The 18,883-nt window shown below is 67.0% G+C and carries 15 protein-coding genes; 6 read left to right on the top strand and 9 right to left on the bottom strand.

Annotated features, from left to right (window positions below):
- Positions 1–46 precede the first annotated feature (46 nt).
- Together DQP58_RS14265 and DQP58_RS14260 are read left to right on the top strand one after the other, a co-directional pair.
- Complete coding sequence (locus tag DQP58_RS14265) at positions 47–1,054, top strand: Rieske 2Fe-2S domain-containing protein (protein ID WP_112708988.1); 1,008 nt, start codon at positions 47–49, stop codon at positions 1,052–1,054.
- Positions 1,051–2,133 (top strand): NAD(P)H-dependent amine dehydrogenase family protein, encoded by a 1,083-nt coding sequence (locus DQP58_RS14260; RefSeq protein ID WP_112708987.1) that lies wholly within the window; start codon positions 1,051–1,053, stop codon positions 2,131–2,133. The genes DQP58_RS14265 and DQP58_RS14260 overlap by 4 nt, the downstream gene beginning before the upstream one ends.
- 5 nt (positions 2,134–2,138) lie before the next feature.
- On the opposite strand, the gene DQP58_RS14255 is transcribed toward DQP58_RS14260, so the two are convergent.
- Complete coding sequence (locus DQP58_RS14255) at positions 2,139–3,497, bottom strand: HNH endonuclease signature motif containing protein (protein ID WP_112708986.1); 1,359 nt, start codon at positions 3,495–3,497, stop codon at positions 2,139–2,141.
- A 154-nt stretch (positions 3,498–3,651) separates the two neighbouring features.
- Here DQP58_RS14255 and DQP58_RS26965 point away from each other — a divergent pair, with 154 nt between their 5' ends.
- From DQP58_RS26965 to DQP58_RS14235, 4 genes are all read left to right on the top strand, one after another.
- Positions 3,652–4,221 carry a hypothetical protein gene (locus tag DQP58_RS26965; protein ID WP_346427278.1) on the top strand — a complete coding sequence of 190 codons (570 nt, stop codon included), beginning with the start codon at positions 3,652–3,654 and terminating at the stop codon, positions 4,219–4,221.
- Between the two features lie 39 nt (positions 4,222–4,260).
- Positions 4,261–4,998 (top strand): 4-hydroxy-tetrahydrodipicolinate reductase, encoded by a 738-nt coding sequence (gene dapB / locus DQP58_RS14245; protein WP_112709007.1) that lies wholly within the window; start codon positions 4,261–4,263, stop codon positions 4,996–4,998.
- Positions 4,999–5,011: 13 nt separating this feature from the next.
- Positions 5,012–5,467, top strand: a complete 456-nt coding sequence (locus DQP58_RS14240; RefSeq protein WP_112708985.1) for a hypothetical protein — start codon at positions 5,012–5,014, stop codon at positions 5,465–5,467.
- 62 nt (positions 5,468–5,529) lie between these two features.
- Positions 5,530–5,931, top strand: a complete 402-nt coding sequence (locus DQP58_RS14235) for a flavodoxin family protein (RefSeq protein ID WP_112709006.1) — start codon at positions 5,530–5,532, stop codon at positions 5,929–5,931.
- A 17-nt stretch (positions 5,932–5,948) separates the two neighbouring features.
- Here DQP58_RS14235 and DQP58_RS27415 read toward each other — a convergent pair whose 3' ends face one another.
- From DQP58_RS27415 to DQP58_RS14190, 8 genes are all read right to left on the bottom strand, one after another.
- Entirely contained in the window at positions 5,949–9,071 is a 3,123-nt protein-coding gene (locus DQP58_RS27415; protein WP_112708984.1) for an NAD(P)-binding protein, read from the bottom strand.
- Entirely contained in the window at positions 9,068–9,472 is a 405-nt protein-coding gene (locus DQP58_RS14225) for an SCP-2 sterol transfer family protein (RefSeq protein ID WP_112708983.1), read from the bottom strand. Before DQP58_RS14225 ends, DQP58_RS27415 begins: the two co-directional genes overlap by 4 nt.
- On the bottom strand, positions 9,465–10,487 hold the full coding sequence (locus DQP58_RS14220; RefSeq protein WP_112708982.1) for a hypothetical protein: 1,023 nt from the start codon (positions 10,485–10,487) through the stop codon (positions 9,465–9,467). The genes DQP58_RS14225 and DQP58_RS14220 overlap by 8 nt, the downstream gene beginning before the upstream one ends.
- A gap of 271 nt (positions 10,488–10,758) precedes the next feature.
- Positions 10,759–11,217, bottom strand: coding sequence for a hypothetical protein (locus DQP58_RS14210; protein WP_112708980.1), 459 nt, complete (start codon positions 11,215–11,217; stop codon positions 10,759–10,761).
- Positions 11,214–12,419: a polyprenyl synthetase family protein gene (locus tag DQP58_RS14205; protein ID WP_112708979.1), complete on the bottom strand. Its 1,206-nt coding sequence runs from the start codon at positions 12,417–12,419 to the stop codon at positions 11,214–11,216. The genes DQP58_RS14210 and DQP58_RS14205 overlap by 4 nt, the downstream gene beginning before the upstream one ends.
- The gene (locus tag DQP58_RS14200) at positions 12,388–13,185 is read right to left on the bottom strand and encodes a hypothetical protein (RefSeq protein WP_112708978.1); all 798 of its coding nucleotides are present in this window, start codon (positions 13,183–13,185) and stop codon (positions 12,388–12,390) included. The genes DQP58_RS14205 and DQP58_RS14200 overlap by 32 nt, the downstream gene beginning before the upstream one ends.
- Positions 13,186–13,287: 102 nt before the next feature.
- Positions 13,288–17,601: an AAA family ATPase gene (locus tag DQP58_RS14195; RefSeq protein WP_112708977.1), complete on the bottom strand. Its 4,314-nt coding sequence runs from the start codon at positions 17,599–17,601 to the stop codon at positions 13,288–13,290.
- 256 nt (positions 17,602–17,857) lie between these two features.
- A complete protein-coding gene (locus DQP58_RS14190; RefSeq protein ID WP_205869427.1) occupies positions 17,858–18,691 on the bottom strand; it encodes a thioesterase family protein in 834 nt (277 codons plus the stop codon).
- Positions 18,692–18,883 lie beyond the last annotated feature (192 nt).

Raw genomic sequence — 18,883 nt, 5'->3', positions numbered from 1 at the left:
CTTATCATTCGTACGCGAGGGAGGGCAGTTCACATGGCAGGGCTCGATGGCTAAGCCACCGTTGTCGATGAAACCGACCGGCTGGTTCCAGGTCGCCTGGTCCGACGAGATCGGCGTCGGCGACGTGCACACGATGAAGTACTTCGACCAGGAGATGGTGGCCTGGCGCGCCGAATCCGGCGAACTCACGGTGATGAACGCCTACTGCGAGCATCTGGGTGCGCACCTGGGGTATGGCGGCAAGGTCGTCGGCGAGGTGTTGCAGTGCCCGTTCCACGGTTGGCAGTGGAGCGCCGAGGGTCGCAACGTGTGCATCCCGTACCAGGACCGGCCCAACCGCGGCCGCCGCATTCGCACCTACCCGGTGGTGGAGCGCAACGCGTCGGTGTACATCTGGCATGACCTGGACCGCCGCGAACCCTACTTCGACGTGCCGGACGTGTTCGCCGCGTTCGGCGACGGCAGCAGCGCGGACGACTACTACCCGCAGCAGCGGCTGTATCGCGAAAGCCTGGAACTGCACCCGCAATACGTGTTGGAGAACGGGGTGGACTTCGCGCACTTCAAGTTCGTGCACAACACCCCGATCGTGCCGGTGTTCACCCGCCACGACTTCGCCGAGCCGGTGTCCTACGTCGACTTCACCATCACGTTCGAGGGCGACGACGGGCAGCAGATCGAGGACGTCAACAGCGGCGTGCAGGCCATCAACGGCGGTCTGGGCATCGCGGTAACCAAGAGCTGGGGCATGATCGACAACCGCACGATCTCGGCGATCACGCCGATCGACGAGTTCACCTCCGATGTGCGCTTCATGGTCTACATCGGGCGAACGCCACACAAGGACGCCGCCCGCGCGGCCGCCAAGGCGGACGAATTCGGGCGCGAGGTCATCCGCCAGTTCGAGCAAGACATCGAGATCTGGCGGCACCAGCGCTATTCGGATCCGCCCGCGCTGGCCACCGACGAGTACGAGGGCTTCACCGCAATCCGCAAGTGGGCCAAGCAGTTCTATCCCGAGGCGTTCGCAACGCAGGAAGGCTCAAGGCAATGAGTACAGCACCGGTTCGCGTCTTTCAGGTCGGAAGCGGCAACGTCGGCACCGAGATGATCAAGCGGATCGCCACCCAGCCCGACATCGAACTCATTGGGGTGCACTGCTATTCGCCGGAGAAGGTCGGCAAGGACACCGGCGAGTTCGCCGGCCTGGCGCCCAACGGCGTGGCCTTCACCGGGACGGTCGAGGAGATCATCGCCGCCAAGCCGGACGTGCTGACGTTCCACGGGGTGTTCCCGGACGAGGACCTCTACGTCAAGGTGCTCGAGGCCGGCATCAACATCGTCACCACTGCCGATTGGATCACCGGTTGGCATCGCGACAAGAATCACCCGCATCCCTCGGGCAAGCCGGTGACCCAGTTGTTGGCGGAGGCCGCCGAAAAGGGCGGCGCAACCTTTTACGGCACCGGGATGAATCCCGGGCTGAACCAGATCCTGGGCGTGGTGTGCTCGGCCGACGTCGCCGACATCGAGAACGTGACCACCATCGAGTCCGTCGATGTGTCATGCCACCACTCCAAGGACACCTGGATCGAGGTGGGTTACGGCCAACCGGTCGACGACCCCGAAATTCCGTCGAAGCTCGAGAAGTACACCCGCGTCTTCGCCGACAGCGTGTACATGATGGCCGACTGCTTCGACCTCACGCTCGACGAGGTCAAGTTCAGCTACGAGCTCGGCGCGTGCACCAAGGACGTCGACCTGGGTTGGTACACGCTGCCCAAGGGTTCGCTGGGTGGCAACTACATCAAGTACCAGGGCACGGTCGACGGCGTGCCGCGGGTCGAGACGCACCTGGAATGGCAGATGACCCCGCACACCGATCCGAGCTGGAACATCAAGGGCTGCTACATCACTCAGATCAAGGGCGATCCGTGCATCTACAACAAGCACATGATCTTCCCCAAGCCCGGCGTCGACCTGTCCAACCCGGACAACTTCGCCTCGATCGGGATGACCGTCACCGGCATGCCCGCGCTGGCCTCGATCAAGTCGGTGGTGGCGGCGCCGCCGGGACTGATCACCAGCGCCGACCTGCCGCTGCGCGGATTCGCCGGGCGGTTCAAGAAGTAGGCCCGTCACGGCGACGCACCGTCGTCGAAGAGGCGTTCGGGATGGTGAAAGTCGTTGGTGCGCGCGCCGCGGTCCAACTGCGGCGGCGAGATCCACCGGGTACGGCCTCGTGGCGTTTTGCTTGTCCGCCAGCCTCTTCCGACCAGCTTGTGATGCGGTGCGCAGGCGAAAGTGAGGTTGTTCGCGTCCGTCGTGCCGCCGGCGGCCCACTCAGCGCAATGATGCACCTCGCACCAATAGCCGGGGGCGTCGCAGCCGGGGTAACTGCAGCCGCGGTCGTGCGCGTACAAGACGATGCGCTGATCCGGTGTGGCAATGCGCCGCGAGCGGCCGAGATACAGTGGGCGGCTCGAGTGCTCGTCGAACACGGCGAGGTAGTGGTAGGCGTGGCGGGCCATCCGGATCACATCGCGCATCGGTAGCAGCGTGCCGCCACCGGTCACCGCGCGCCCCACGCCCGCCGTCAGTTCCTGCAGGGTGGTCGACACGATGACGGTCACCGGCAATCCGTTGTGCTGACCCAGTTTCGGATCGCCCAGCTGGCCTCGCACCAGGGCGTTGAGTGCGTCGTGTTGGCGCTGGGCGGGACTGCGCATATCGCGGCGGGCGCGCTCGTCGTCGGGTTCGCCTGTGACGCAAGGCGTTTCCTCGTCGGGGTTGCACATCCCCGGAGTCGCAAACCGGGACAGCCATGCGTCGAGGTTGGCGCGCAGCTCGGGTGAGGCGACCAGTTTCCCGATGCTCATCCCGTCGGGTCGTTGGCCGCACCAGGTGAAACCGCGCTGGCGTGCCCGGTCGGCGTCGGAGAACTTTCCGTCCGGGTTGATCCGCAGGGCGCACTGGTGTGCGAGCTTCTGCAACTGATCGGGGCGCAGCCGCCGGGCCTGATCGGCCAGGAATCGCTCGGCGTCCTCCACCGTGGCAGCGGGGACGGAGTCCGGGAGATCCCGGACGAACGTCTGGATCACGCGCAGATGCTGACCGTCGAGCAGCCCGTCGCGCCACGCCACGGCCGTAGCCGGCAACTGTGGCGGCAGCTCCGCGCCGGTGAGCGTCAAGCGCGGCGACAACTCGGTGGCGTCGCGGAGCCGACGGCACGCCTCGGCATAGCTGATCCGCAGGCGGTCGGCGACCACTTTATGCACCGGGCCGCCGATGTCGGCGGGATCCTCCGCCGCCAAACCGGCGATCACGTCATGGCTCACCGCGATCCGTCGCCGGCTCGAGGCCTCCATCCGTTCGAGCACGTGCAACCGGACTGCGGGGCTCTGCGCGTCGAAGTCCAGGCTGCGGATCGCCGCATCGGCGGCATCCTGGGCGTCCAGCGCGGCGGCCACCTCAGCCGGGACCTCGATCGAATGCATGTTCGGATGCTATGCGCAGCGCACGTCGCGGGGAGGCGGCCGAGCAAGGGTTGTGAATGAACCGCGAACTCTGCACAACGCGCCCCGGACCCGGATGGCCCTGTCGCGGGCGCCAGAGCGTTTTTGGCGCCAGCGCTGCGGGTAACCACCCGTGGTGCGCGCGAGATCCGTCATTGCGCCAGCCGCGGTCGCCACGGCCATCGCCGTCATCGCCGCATGCTCATGTGCCACCGGTTCGGCCGACTCCACGCCGGACAGTCCACCGTTCCCGATCGGTCAAATGGGCGTGCCCGTGCACGCGCAGGCGGCCAGCGGCGCGACCGCCGACATCACCGTCAACAGCGCGACGTGGTTCCCGCCAGGGTGCACCTCTCATTTCGCGAGTCCGACGCCTGGCTCCGCATGCAACGTGGTGGAACTGACTATCACCGCGACGTCACACCGATTCTTCAAGCTCGACCAGCACTACATGTTCGCCGGATACGGCGGCGGCAATCAGCCATGGACCCATCCCGACGATGCGCCCCAACCGTCAACGCTTGCGGTCGACTTCCGCAGGCTCGACAAGATGCCCCCGCTGGTGACGGGCGGCCTTCACGACGGCCAGACGGCGCACGGATTTGTCGGCTTCGGGATGCCGACGGCAGGCGAGCTGTACATCACGATCAACGATCCCGAGCAACCCGCGCCCAACACCGAAGCGGGCTTCATCGTCCACACCTGATCGGCGTGCGACCCATCGGCCCGGTCTAGGGTGAAGGCCATGCGAGTAGGAGTGCTGGGAGCCAAGGGCAAGGTCGGGTCGGCGATGGTGGCGGGCGTGCAGGCCGCCGATGATCTGAGCTTGTCGGCCGAAGTAGACGCCGGCGATCCGATGAGCCTGCTGACCGAGGGCAACACCGAGGTCGTCATCGACTTCACCCACCCCGACGTGGTGATGGACAATCTGAAGTTCGTCATAGACAACGGAATTCATGCCGTCGTGGGGACCACGGGCTTCACCGCCGAGCGGCTGCAGCAGGTGCAGGATTGGCTCGCCGACAGCCCGGGCACGTCGGTGCTGATCGCGCCGAACTTCGCGATCGGCGCGGTGTTGTCGATGCACTTCGCCAAGCAGGCGGCGCCCTTCTTCGACTCGGCAGAGGTGATCGAGCTGCATCACCCGCACAAGGCCGACGCCCCGTCGGGAACTGCGACGCGCACCGCGAAATTGATCGCCGAGTCGCGAAAAGGCTTGCCGCCCAACCCCGATGCCACCAGCACCAGCCTGCCGGGCGCGCGTGGCGCGGACGTCGACGGCATCCCGGTGCACTCGGTGCGGCTGGCCGGGCTGGTCGCCCACCAGGAGATCCTGTTCGGCACCGAGGGGGAGACGCTGAGCATCCGGCACGACAGCATCGACCGGACCTCGTTCGTGCCCGGTGTGCTGCTGGCCGTGCGGCGGATCACCGAACACCCTGGCCTCACGGTGGGTCTCGAGGCCCTGCTCGATCTGCAATGACCTGAATTCTTCCATGACCAAAGCGCTGCGCACCCAATTGCTCGTCGCCTTCATGTGCGTCGCGCTGTTGGTTTACTTCGTGCTGTTGGGGCGCGTGGCCTTCGCGATGATCGGCTCCGGGCGGGCCGCGGCCGTCGGCCTCGGACTGGCGGTGTTGATCCTGCCCGTGATCGGGCTGTGGGCGATGGTCGCCACCCTGCGCGCCGGATTCGCGCATCAGAAACTGGCCCGGCTTATCGCGGCCGACGGAATGGAACTGGACACCAGCGCGCTGCCGCGCCGACCGTCGGGCCGCATCCAGCGCGACGCAGCCGACGAACTGTTCGCCGCGGTGCGCGCCGAAGTGCAGGAGCACCCCGACGACTGGCGGCGCTGGTATCGGCTGGCCCGCGCCTATGACTACGCCGGCGACCGCCGCCGCGCGCGCGAGGCGATGAAGACCGCCGTCGAGCTGCAGGGCCGCCAGTGAACGAAACACCGCGCAAGACGCTGCTGATCGTGCACCACACGCCGTCGCCGCACACCCACGAGATGTTCGAGGCGGTGGTTTCCGGGGCCACCGACCCCGACATCGAGGGTGTGGACGTGCTGCGGCGCCCGGCGCTGACGGTGTCGCCGGCCGAGATGCTGGCCGCCGACGGTTACCTGCTGGGCACTCCCGCGAACCTCGGATACATCTCGGGCGCCCTCAAGCACGCGTTCGACTGCGCCTATTACCAATTGCTCGACTCCACGCGCGGGCGACCGTTCGGGCTCTACCTGCACGGCAACGAGGGCACCGAGGGCGCCGAGCGTGCCGTCGACACCATCACCACCGGGCTCGGTTGGTCCAAAGCCGCGGCGACCGTGGTGGTTTCGGGCAAGCCGAGCAAGGATGAGCTGCAGGCGTGCTGGGAACTCGGGGCGACGGTCGCCGCGCAGTTGATGGACTGACGGCCGGCCAAAACCGTTCAGGGCGAGGGTGTCTCACCGTGTTCCCGGAAGCTTGTCGAAGCGCCCGGAGTGGAGAACAGCGACCTCGGCGCGACCTGGGGCGACGCGGTTGGCTCGACGTTGTGCATCGTCCTGAGAAATGCCGAACCGGCCTGTGGCTCGGTGGTTCCCGACAGGACGTACGAGGTCCCGGGACGAGCCGATGAGGCCCTCGGGTCCAACCTCTGGATTAGCTCGCGGGGGAGTTCGATTCGGTCGGACTGGTAGGACAAATCGTCATTGGGCGGAATCAGCTGCGACGATTCCAGCCCGTGTCCGAGGGGGGTACCCGCCAGTTCGGAGCCAACGCCGCTGATCTGGCTCACCGTGTAGGCCTCGGGCGCTAATCTCTGCATCGGCGGAGGCCAGGTTGAAGACGAGCCGTTGCCGTCGCCGTCCTGTGGCCCGCCCTTGCTGCCGGTATCGCTTTCGGGCGGAATCGGCGTATTCGGCGGGCGTTTGGTGCCGGCGTTGCCGCCGCCGTTGGGAACGCCGGTCGGCTGCCCGGTGTTCGATGGCTGCGTTGACGGTGCCATTGTGCCCGCCGCCTGCTCGAGGTATTGCCGCCACGCCTGAAGATAGCTGAACAGTTGCTGGGCATAGTCGGCCGGGGCGGGTGGCGCTGGTGGCGTCGCAGCGGCGGACGGCGCCGGCGGCATGAACGGCGCGGTCGGCATCAACGGCATGAAGGGCGTGAACGGCGGCGCGAACTGACCTCCCGGCGGCGCGGTGGGAAACGCGTTCGGGGCGTACGGAAATGGTGACGCGGCTGCCATGGCCGTCCACTGGTCGAGAATCTGGCGCCAAGCCTGGAGGTAGTTGAGCAACTGCTGGTTGGAATCGGCTGTGGGCGTGAACATTTTCTGACCTCCCGTGAAGGTGGGAATAGGGGACGGAGGGGCACCGAACGAAAGCGCGGCCGGGATGTCCAGTGGATGCGGCAGTGACTGCTCGCAGAACTTCGAATCGATGTTGCGTAGCAGGCGCGTGTCGGCCGGCTCACGATTTTCAATGTCGAAAACGTAGCAATAGTCACCGGCTGGGGTCGGGAATCGAATCGGGCTCGACAGACCTTGATCGAGGAAGCCGAAGGGAAACTCCCACGCGAGCGTGGTCTTCTCCCGGCGATCGCGACCACCCGATGCCACCCAGACATAGTGGTCGAGGATGGAGTTGACGGCGTGACGTCCCGACTCGCACGCGGCCTCCATTGAGGTCATCCGGGTAAAGGTCTTGTTCCAAGTGCCCCCGAAGACCACCGAATTGTTGTGTACCTGATAGCCGCCGTGGCGGGCTTGCCAGACGTTCCGCAGCTCCAGGTCTTCGAGCCACCAGTCCTCGGGCGGTGCGCTACTCCAAGACGATCCGTGCGGGTTCCACGGGTCGCTGCCGGGCCGATTGTCCCAGTCGCCGATGATGGGAACGAGGTACGGCGTCTCGTTTTGAACCACGCGACCCTGGCCCTGGCCGGGTCCGGCGGCCATTTTCAGGCCGCGATCCAGCGCGTACCACGCGGGCCACGGCATCGCCTCCGCCGCAAGGGATTCGTTGTTGCTCGTGAGGGCGGCAACGATCTGGCGCCACACTTCCGCGGCGAGTTCATCGGGAGCGCAGTCGCGGGCCGCCTTGCCCAGGTGCCGGGAGAGGGTATTGAAGTCCCCGACGTCGACGGACAGCACCGAAACGTGGCCGTCGCGGTCCAGAATCGGTTCCTTCTCCCAGAATCCATGCTGATTGATCGACGAGAGCGCCCACTCCGTGCCGGCGTAGAGCATGTGTCCTCGGAGGAGCTGGAATTCCGTGTCGAAGTAATACTGGATGCCGCACAGCGTTTGGAACCGATCCCAGGGCACTCGTCCGAGCTCATCCATGTTGTAGGGATTCCGTCGCCGCGGGACCCGTGCCGCGGCGGGTTGCAGCGGACCGTCGGGTGGGGGTGCAGACGTAGTAAATCCGTCGAGCCTAGCTACGGTGCCGCCTGTGCCCGCCGCGCGCAGCGGCGCGGTGATGGATTCGGCTGCGGGGGCATCGACGGCGACGACGGTGTAGTCCGGAGTCACCCGCGTACCGTCGGCGAACGTGATCTGCACGCGAGGTCGGAGATGGGGCGGCTGGCTCGGGTCCAAGGCGAAAGAATCGAGGCGACTCGCCACACCGCGCACGAAACGTACGCCAAGCGCGACGAGGTGGTGGTACCAGTTGTCGAACCACACCTCGGTGGTGGGACCGTTGAGTACCCCGTCGGCCTTGTCGTCGTGGCGGTCCATGTTCAGGTACAGCTGAAGATAAGTGGTGATGTTGGTCCGTGCGTCCCCCCAACGCGAGTCGAAAGCGGCCAGGACCCGTGGCATCTCGCGCAAGAGCGCGTCGAAACTCGGCGAGTAGGAGAACTGCCTGGTCCCGGTCGAGCTGTCGTACCCGACGAAGAAGTCGTAGGCGGAGAGGTTCTGCAATTCGATGGCGCGTCGCAAGGGGCTGGTGGCCAGATAGCGGAGTATCCGGCTCTGGAAGATTGCCAGATCTTCCGCGGTGAAGCCCAATCCCGCGATCTGGTTGAGGATGCCGAGAAACTCGGCAGGACTGCGAGGGCGTTCGCGGGGAAAGACGAGGGAGGGCTTGCCGCCAACCGTCATGCCCTGGGTGATCACCCGCCGGACGTTGTCGTACACGGTGCGGGAAGTCGGCGTCCAGCCGGCCGTACCGCTGTATTGGTAGACCGGAATGCGCTGCAACATGTCCCAGGTGTGTAAGTAGTACGCGGGGAAGAAGCGGAAGCCGTGTTCACCCGCAACCGCTCGGCCGGGCGGACGCGGCTGGCCTCGCCGGCCTGGGAAGGGACGCAGCTGGGCTTGGCTTCCGCCTTGCGGGCCCACCGTCGAGTACTGAGACGCGGCGAGGCCGCCAATCTTGACGGGTGGGTATGTTCCGGCCGGCTGGGCTCCCAGTCCATTCCGTTCGTCGGGTCGGCCCTCGTACACCGTGACGACGAAGCCGCGCTCGGCGAGCTCGTGCGCCGCGGTGAGGCCGGCGATGCCCGCCCCGAGGACCGCCACAGTGGGACGAGATTCGCACGATCCCGGGGTGCAGAGGCTCTCAGTCATGCTGCCCCCGAACGGAGTTCGGACAGCACGCCGGGCTGCGAAGGTGCCCGCACCGCGGCATGGACGTACGCCAGCAGCGAGTCGTGGGCCCGTTGGACGTCATCGAGCGAACCCCACACGCTCACCGCGCCCGCCTCCACGGCCGCCCCGAGCGCTACCCGGGCATCCAGCACGTCAAGGATGGCGGCGCGCGAGGTGACGATCCGGACGGATGGAGTCTGCGCCGCACCGTCGAACACCTGAAGTCGACCACCACCACGCAGGCAAAACACCTCACCGTCGACGTCGAGCTCGACCATCATCGGGCCGAGCTCTGCGACCAGCGCCCGGTAACTGTCGGGCACCTCGTCCTCGAGGTGCCCGACTGAACGCCGCAGTAGCGACGAAACCCGTTCAGCCATGTAGGAACTCGAATACTCCGGTACCGACGAAGTCGAAGTCTTCGCCATTCACGGTGCCGCTCGCCCGAACGGCGCCGTCGGCTTCACAGAGCACAGTCGATCGGTTGAGGTGTACCTCGCTCGGTTGGGCCAGGCGGGCATAAGAACGCGAGCGGAACTCGGCGTGCACCTTGTCGCCAGCCCGCGTGGCGGTGATCTCGATCCGTTCCGGCACCCCCGGCACCTCGCCGTCCAGTAGCAGCCGCATCGGGGGCGGCAAGACGCAGTCCGCCGCGCGGTCGAGCAGGTTGTGGGTGCGCGCCTGCACCGCCGCGTGGCGAAATATCGCGGCGGGCTCGTCGTGGTGCCACACGTAGAGCGATCGGGACAGAGAGCGCTGCCGCCTCCGGTCGGTGATATGCACGGATACCATCGACCACGGGTCCCCGGGGCTGGCCGGCAAAATGGTGCCCCACGTCCAACCAAAGTCGTCGCCCCACCGGAACCGACCCCAGTTGTGGTCGTGATAGGCGAGGTCGTCCTCAAAACGGTGTTCTCGTCCGCCGATGCGCAGCCATCCGTCGGCGCGCAGCCGCGGCACGAAGAGCCAGCTGACGCGGCCTTCACCCGCCGGTTCGTTGCGGACCACGAATGGCCGGCTCGCGGAGATGAAATGCAGTTCGCCCCGAATTCCGTTGTCAGGCAAGTCGATTGCCACGCGATAGCCGTCGGGCACGATGGTCATTCGGTTACCGCCGATGGTCAGTTCACCCAGATCGGCCGAGACGTTCAGAGCGCGCCCGTCGAACCGCTCGATGGCGCCGGTCCAGGTCTCGTCGTGAGCGATGACGATGACGCGTGGTGCGAGCCGGACTTCGTCACCGGCGAGCAGTTCATTGTTGAGGCTGAAGTTGATCAAAACCCGCACGCCCAGCCCATGAATCACGAAGTGCTGCCACTCCTTGAAACCCGCGGGCCGGGCGGTGGCCAGCACCGGGGCGCGGAGGAAGTCGCTGCGGGCCAGGAGCGCGCTCATCGGAGCCACCGCGTACTCGGGTCCGTGGGTGGTGGCGCGGTACTCGGATTCGGCTGTGCAACAGCCGAAATGGCGAATCCCTCGATCGTCGCCCCGAGGCTCGCAAACCCGAGCAGAAGGTGCACGAAGTCGTCTGGGGCGCGGGGGTGCCCGGCTCGGCCCTCGCCGTCTGTGGCCAGGCTGTGCACCACCCGGGCGACGCCGGCAAGGCCGACCAGATAGCCGATGAAATCGCTTTGGTCTGCGAGAGCTTCGCGAGGATCGGTGAGGGTCATGCAAACCCCTCGGGCCGCAGGCGATTCAGAATCGAATCGTCGAGGCCACGCCCGACGACGGCGTCTGCCATCAGATCCACCCAGGCGTTGGGAACGGCATCGGGCGCGGCGGGACCGCCGAGAACGTTGAGGCTCACCATCTCCCAGACGCGCCGTAGGTTCTCCACCGCTTCCGAGGCGGCCAACGTGTCGCGTAGCCGTGCCCCGCGGGGTTTGCTTGCGTAACGGCGGCCCTCGGCGACGAGGAGGTCGTGCAGCCGTCGGGCGGCCGCGGGATTGCCGAGGACCGCTCGACGCGCCCCCAGGAGTAGGTCGAACACCCTGCGCTGCATCTCGGCGGCTTCGTCCGGCGGGGGCGGCTGCAACTGCGGGGCTTGTTGCTCGATGAGGTCAAGAGTGAGCTCGCGGATCCGCTCGAGTTCCGCCAGTATGCCGAGCGTGGCTTCGGGGTTCATCGGGTCCGCCCGTGCACGTAGTCCACGAGGTCGTCCAGCACGTCGCGGTGGCGGCTGCGTGGGAACCAGTCGAGGCTGGCCAGCACGGCGGACGCCTTCCGGGCATGTTCCGCGGCAACATCCCGGGCGTGCTTGAGCGAACCGGCCCGGTGCATCAATTCGTAGAGCCATCGAATGTCGTTGAGGCTTTTGGTCTCCGAGGGATGGTGGCTTAGCAACCGAGCCTGGATTTCGGCCCGGCCCGACTCAGACAGTTGTCCGGAGGCGGTAAGTCGGTCCAGCAACTGGGTCAGCCCCAACTCGCCGTCGGCGCTCGGTCGGCGCTTGGCCAATATCGTCACCGCACGAACCTGGTCCTGCGGTTCGGCATTGCGCAAGGTGTGCAACAGCATCAAGGTCCGCTTGCCCTCCCAGATGTCGCCGCCGATCTCCTTGCCGTAGTCCTGCGGATCCGCCCGCAAGTTCAGCAGGTCGTCGGTGATCTGGAAGGCCGCACCGAGATGGCGGCCGAGTGACTCCAACGCGGCCATCCGCTCGAGTGCCGCGCCGGCCGCGATCGCGCCGACCTGTAGTGGCGTGATGAACGAGTACCAGCTGGTCTTGAGTTCCACCATGTTGAGGTAGTCGGCGTCGTTGAGCTGCCAGGCGTTGGAGCGGACCCACTCGAGTTCGAGCGCCTGGCCGTCAACGGTCAGCCGGGTCATCTTGGCGATGGCCCGCAGGATGCGCAGAGCGGGCCCGAGCCCCACCCGCTCCACGTTGTCCAGCAGCGGTTGTAGCGACAGCGACAGCATGGCGTCGCCGACATTGACCGCGATCGGCACGCCGTGGTCTATGTGCAGCGTGGGTTTGCCTCGCCGCCACCAGGATTCGTCCTCGATGTCGTCGTGGATGAGAAACGCGTTGTGGTAAAGCTCGAGCGTCGCGGCGGTGGGCAATATGGCCTCGAGGTGGCCGCCGAGCCCAAGGCACATCGCGATGCTCAGCGCCGGTCGCAGCGCCTTTCCGCCGCGCAAGGGGTAGTCGAGGATCAGGTCGTAGAGGGCGTTTGACCCGCGCTCCCCGGGACCGTACAGCCTGGCGATCTCGCCGTCGCAGGCGTCCTTGCACAGCGCGAGGTAGTCGTCGAGTTGGTGCGGCGCCTTGGGAGCGATACTGCCGTCACGTGGCTCACTCTTTGAGAGCGACGACACCTGTGGCATCGGTGATCCTTGTCGCGTAACGGATCCGGGGGGAGAACTGGATTGTGCTGGCCCCCGCCGTAATAACTTCGCCGTCGACCTCCAGGCTCGGCAGGACACTGAAGGCGAGGTCCACCGGCTCCTCACCGGGCGATGCGTCCGGCGCCGCGCCTTGGGGGATCCGCCGGCGACGGCCGATCAAGACCATCCGGACCTTTGCTTGGTTCGTACCGTCGAGCGGCTCGAATCGGTAGAGCGAATTGATGTTTGCCGCGTCCAGAATCTGCTCAGAGAGGTTGTAATAGCCACTGACCAGCTGGTTGAGGGATATGAGCCCCGCTGTATTGGTGACCAAACAGGATGGCGCCCGATAGCCGGCGTTCTCGACGATCACCCGGGCGCTGATGAGGGAGTTCTGTAAATCCTGGGCGGTTACCGGTGACGCCGGGAAGGTGATGATGTTGGGGCCTTTCGCAGCCGCGTAGCACGCCTTGAGGACGTCGGTGTCAACCGTGTTGGCGAGGGTCTTGGTCGCCCCCATCGCTCCAGTGAGCAGCGCATCGGGGGTCGGCGCAATCGTCTCCGCGACCGTCAGTGGGAATGGCGACGACTGAGATTGGAGAGTTAGCACATTCGCGGATGCACCCAAGATGCCGTTCGGAACACTGACCTGGCCGGGATCGCCGGTGTCCCAATGCGGTATGGCCTGCCAGGCAACGCTGCACTGCCCGAACGCCTCTTTGACCGCTTGGTTGGCAAGGGCCAACCGCTCTGCACTCAGGTACATGGCTGTCGCTCCTTGACCGCCCCCGACTATCGGTACGAATCATGTGACAAATACCACACCCGCGCAACCGCTTCAGCAAAGTTTCCAAAGTGGGGTAGTGCGCTACTTGTTCAGGAGTGCGACCTCTTGACCAGGGGTCATCTCGCCGCGTGCCACCGCGTCGCAGTGCGCCAGATGCAGCGGTGCGACGGGGTCGTCGGGCAGCAGCGCGCGGCATCGTTCGAAGGCGGCGCGCGCCCCGTCGACGTCGCCCGCGTCGAACAGTGCGAAGGCCTCGTCGAACGCGGGCTGCGCCGCGCGTTTCGCGGCGCGAAGTGGAGCCGAATCCTCGTCGTACACTTCGTAAATCGTCACCGGCCGGCGTCGGTTTACCACCATCACGCGCTCCATGCGGCGGACGTTGAACCGCTCGGACGCCCCAAGGCGCTGGTACGTGTGATCGGAGATGAGCAAGGCTGAGCCGTAGCGCTTGTTGGTGCTCTCGATGCGCGCGGCCAGGTTCACCGCGTCCCCGATGATGGTGAGCACCATGCGGTTCACCCCGCCGACCAGCCCGACTCCGACCATCCCGGTATTGATGCCGATTCCGGCCCGCAATTCTTCGGATCCGGCCGCTTTTCGCTCCTCGTTGTGCGCGCGCAACGAGCGCAGCATCGCCAGGCCCGCCCGCACGGCGTCGGGCTCGGCCTCGAAGACGGCGACGATCTCGTCCCCGCGGACGTCTTGAATCATTCCGTTGTAGCCGATGATCGGGAGCTCGACGGCACGCAGAAAACCCATCGCCAGGTTGCTCGCCTCGCCGACGTTCATGTCCTCGATCATGGTGGTGTAGCCACGGATGTCGCTGATGAGCACCGTCATCTCGCGCTCGACCCGGTAGCCGTTGCGGACGCGGCGAAGGTCGTCGATGTCGAGGATGCGCAGCAGCTCGTTGGGCACGAATCGCGACTGCGCGTCCATGAGGGACTGTCGGTACTCGTCGGCGGCCCGCAGTCGGGCCTCGAGCTGGAAGTTCCACAGCGGCGCGGCGGCCTGGGCGCACAGGAAGGCGACCGCCTCCTGGTGCTCGGCGCCAAAGTTGCCGTCCGGTGCGTCCCGCTCGGCGTAAATCACGCCGATTATTGTGTCGTGCAAGGTGATCGGAACGATGAGGACGGGCGGGGTCCGTGCCTGGCGGTCGGCCGCGACGATGGCCGGAGAGCCGCCGTCCAGCACGCGGCGCACGATGTTCCTGTCATAAGACACCTCGGTCCATGGCCCGTCCACGATCGAAATCTCGCCGTGATCGTGGATGGCCCGGACGGCCAAGTTCTCCGCGTCGCCGGTGAGGAGCAGGACGCGGCCCGCACCACTCGTGTCAGCGGCCGAGCCCACAATGATGTTGGCCAAGGCATCCGAAGTTCGCGCTCCCGACAGCGCGCGCAGTAGCTGATGCGCGCCGACAGGGTCGATCCCCGCCGAGCCTTTCTGGACGAGGTCGCGCCTGAGCAGCCAGGGGTGCTCACGCGCCAGCCAGTCGGTGCGCACCGCGAAACCCAATGTCAGCCAGCGCTGGTACGCCGACCCCAGCATGTGGTCCCGAAGCCGCGCCCGCCCCGTGTCGCCATACAGCGCCGCGGCCTCCTCATGGGCGTATGCGCTGATCATCGGCAGCTGGCTTTCCTCGGCGAGTTCAATCGCCTGATGTAAGTAGCGCTCCGCCTTGGCCTGTTGGCCGCGCGCCCGGGCCCAGGCTCCCTGGAGCAGCGCGTGCGACGCCGCGTAGTTCTCCGGCGCGCTCGCCGCCCACTTGCGGTGCAATGCCAGAGTCTGGCGCACGAAGCGGGCCGTCGAGCGGTCCCGCGGCGCCTGTCGAATCATGCTTAGCGCGCCTACCAGGTAGATGAGTTCTGAGATCGCAGTGCCGGCCATCCCACCGATGTGCTCGATTGCCTCCGGCGTCGCGGCGACGGTGCCCTCGTAGTCGCCGCACCAGAAGTGCAGGCCCTGCTTCATGGTCGCGGCTACGCTCAGGGCCACCTCGTCGCCCTCGCTGCGGGCCGCCGGCAGCACTTCCCGCTCGTCGTAGCCGCTCTCGCCGGCGAGGAGGAAGGGATCGGCGCCGCGGCCCATCAGATTGAGGCAAAGCTGCTGCACGGCCTGGCAAAGCGCGCCGGCAACCGGCTGGGAACGGATGTGTGGGATCAGGGAGCTGGCGAGGGCGTCGATCTCAGGGAGGGGACGACCGGCCCAGAATGACTGGGAGAGCAGGACCGCGACCAGAAGCCCGGCGTTTTCCTGGTCGCCTTGGTCGAGCGCCTCCTCGACGGCGTCGCGAAGCTCGGCTAAGCCGTCGCGGAGGGGGTGGCGCCAGTGGTGGATGTAATCCAGGTGCATGAACACCGTCTGCGGCCGGGCCTCGCGGAATTCCGGCCGCTCCGCGAGCAGCATGGCTACCTCGCCGAAGCGCTGGCCGCCCGCGTGGTCACCGAGCAGCACCAGGACGATCCCGTAACCGGCAATGACCAGCGGCGAAGACGGCGTGTGGCCGTGGGCCAGCGTGAGATCGAGCTGCTTTCGCACGAGCAAGGGCAAAAGGTTGGGCCGGACCCGGACCGCCATGTTGCATAGCTCGGCAAGAATCCGGTGCAGTGCGATGACCCGTTGATCATCGCAGTGCGGCAGCTGAAGTAGCCGTTCATTGCTCCACCGGCGCATTGTCAACCTCATCCGGACGATCGCGTTAGCCATGCGCGGCTTGCCCGCGTCGGTCGGCACCCGTTCGCCGAGCTCCGCGAGCGCTTGCAGCCCGATCTCGAGCGCCTCCTGGAGACGGTTCTGCGCAACGCGCCCTTTGAGCCGCAGGTAGGCGATGCGCGCGCGGTCCGGTGGTTCGCGCAGGGGCTCCTCGGCCTCGTCGAGTAGCGAATTCAGCGCCGGCACGTCACCCACCAGCAACGCGGCGTCGGCGGCGTCGAGCTGGAGCTGCCGGGTCAGATCGAATTGTGCGGTCCAACGCTGCCCGCCGAGCAGCGTCAGTGCGTCCCGGCAGTAGTTGAGCGCTAACGGAAATGAAGCCTGGGCCCGCGCCTTCTGTGCCGCCCGCCGCAACACCTCGACGAAGCGAATGCGCTCGGCGTCGTCGGTGAGCCCACGCCCGCCGATGCCGAGGTGGCGCGCGGCCTCGAACAACCGGTCGTCCTCCCGCTCGACCAGCCAGCGACCGATCCGCAGGTGCGTGTCGCGGATCTGGTCGTCGGACAGGCCCACTCGCGCCGCCTCGGTCACCCGGTCATGGCTGAAGCGGTACCGGGCGTCGCGGCTGATCGCGTTGGCGATCCGCCGGCCGCCGATGTCGACGGCCTCGAGCAGACGGAGCTCGAGGCACGCCCACAGCGCCTGGGCCACCACCTCGGGCGGCTGCGCGGCCGCCGCCGTGGCGTCGTCCAGGTCGAACTCGCCGCCGAAGCACGACAGTGAACTCAACACCTCGCGGTCGATCGGGCGAAGTTGGTCGAGGTAGCGGCCGAGAAACTCGGCGGCCGTGGCGGAGACCTCGATAGAGGTGAGCACGCGCAGGTCCCAGCTCGGGTGGCCGCCGGGGCCGACCGGGGTCAGCGCCCCCTCGCGTTGCGCGCGGTACAGCAGCTGGCGGACCTGCAGCGGATTGCCGCCGGTCCGATGGTGGAACTCGGCGGCCACATCGCCCAGCTCAACGCTCCGGCCGCACACGTCGGCCAGCAGTTCCTCGACGTCTTCGGTGGCCAGCGGTTGCAGTTCGATGGTGGTGAGGTTGTCCGATTTGAGGCCCCCGGCGTCCGGGTCGAACTCGCCCGCGCGGTGCCCGCCGACCACCAGGACGTTGCGCAGCGACACCGTCAGCAGTTCGGACAACAGCAGCAGCGTGTCGCGGTCGGCCCACTGCAGGTCGTCGATCGCCAGCACCACCGGCCGGTAGGACGCCGTGGTCGAGACCAGCAGGACGGTTGCGCGGTGCAACCGGCGGCGAGCGTCCGCCGCATCGAGATCGGTGTCGGTCGAGGGCTCACCGAGCACCGGCGCCAGTTCGGGCACGAGTGGCGAGAGAACACCGGCAAACCCCGACATCTCGCTGACGAGGTCGGCTCGCCAACGGTCACGCTCGGCCGGGCCGGTGGCCTCCATTGTGCGCACGACCGAGCGCAGGGCGTCGGCTAGCGCCGAGTACGGGGCCGGCCCGCCCTCGCGGCACCTCCCGTAGGCGAATACGCAGTTGCGACGGGAGATCTCGACACCGAACGCCTGGATGAGCGTTGACTTGCCCACCCCTGGGACCCCGCTGAGCAGGACGCACCCTCCGCTGACCCGTTCGGCCGTCTCGACTGCGGTTCGGAGTTCGCTGAGCTCCTGCCGTCGGCCGGCCACCCGGCCCTCGAGATCCAGTACCGGAGTCGTCACGGCCCGGGTCGCTCCGTGCTGAGCGCCGTGCGTCGGATGGCGCCGCAAGGGGATCGCGAGTCCGAGCCCATGCGCATGGCGGTTCCCCTCCAAGGGAGACGTCCACCCACCGGAGGGACGGTCCCCCCGCTGCGGGACTGTGCAGCATCCGTTCGGCGGGTCGTGCAGAGCAGCATAGCCCAATACCGTGCGCCGTCCGAGGTTTGCAGGGTCGCCTTCCAGCAAATAGAGTGGCGCCCGCCCCGGCGATGATCGACTAGGCGTGGGTCGGCTTGAACGCGCCGGCGGGCTGAGCCACCGCCAGTGCGGAGCTGGTGCCGATCGGGCCGTGTCGGTCGAACAGCGTTGCGGCGCCGGTGGCGACCCCGGCCGTGCCGTAGTGGCTCTGTGCGGCCAGCCCGACGAATTCACCGTCGGGCAGCCGGCTCGCGGTGACGGTGTAGTCGGCGTTGATGTAACGCAATCCGCCTGTGCCCCAATGCGTGAGCGAGCTGGTGATGTCGCCGACGAACGCCAGGCGGGTGAACGGCGTGAGGGCGTGGCCGTGCACCATCGGCCGAAACACCCGCGCCCAGGCGAACTTCTGGGCATCGGACTGCTCCCACTCGCCGGCGGCGATGCCGGGGCTGCCCTGCAACGTCGCCCCGTATCCCCAGATGTGGAACGGCATGTCGGTCGGGAAACCGTCGTATGCCCTCGGCAGCGGCGGCATCTCGACCGGAAACGACCACACCTGGCCTTCGGGATGCTCACCGCGACGCAGGAACAACGCGCTGGCGCGCGCGACGGTCGTGTCGCGCTGCATCAGGGCGGCGTCGACCAGCCTGATCCGCCGGCCTTCCCGCTGGACCGAGGTCCGGATCTGCACCGGCAGCAGCAGCGCCGGCCGTATCAGGTCGACGGTCAGCCGGGCGGGCTGGAAGTCGGGATCGATGCCGGATTGCTCTATGCCCCAACCCAACAGCCCGCCGACGATCTGGCCGCCCATCGCCGCGCCCCACGGGCCCTGGGTCATCGGGCCCGGAACATAGGAGTCGCCGTCTACAGTGAAGAACGCCTCGGGCATGATGGCGGAATCCTCGATCGTCACCGCTATCACGATAGGGCAGCAGGATAGTAAGGACCGGGCATGCCTCCAGTGATCGAAATTCCACGCGGCCCCAACCCGTTCCCGATGACCGGCGTGTCCCGAGGCCCCGACGGCATACCGCGCTACGACGAGCTGCCGGCCACCCTGCTCGACATGCTCGCCGAGCACGTCGACGCCCGCCCGGATGCCGAA

This window comes from Mycobacterium colombiense (assembly GCF_003284975.1).
Lineage (GTDB): Bacteria > Actinomycetota > Actinomycetes > Mycobacteriales > Mycobacteriaceae > Mycobacterium > Mycobacterium europaeum_A.
Note: the sequence above shows the minus strand (reverse complement) of the source record. Positions and strands in the feature narration are given on the sequence as shown.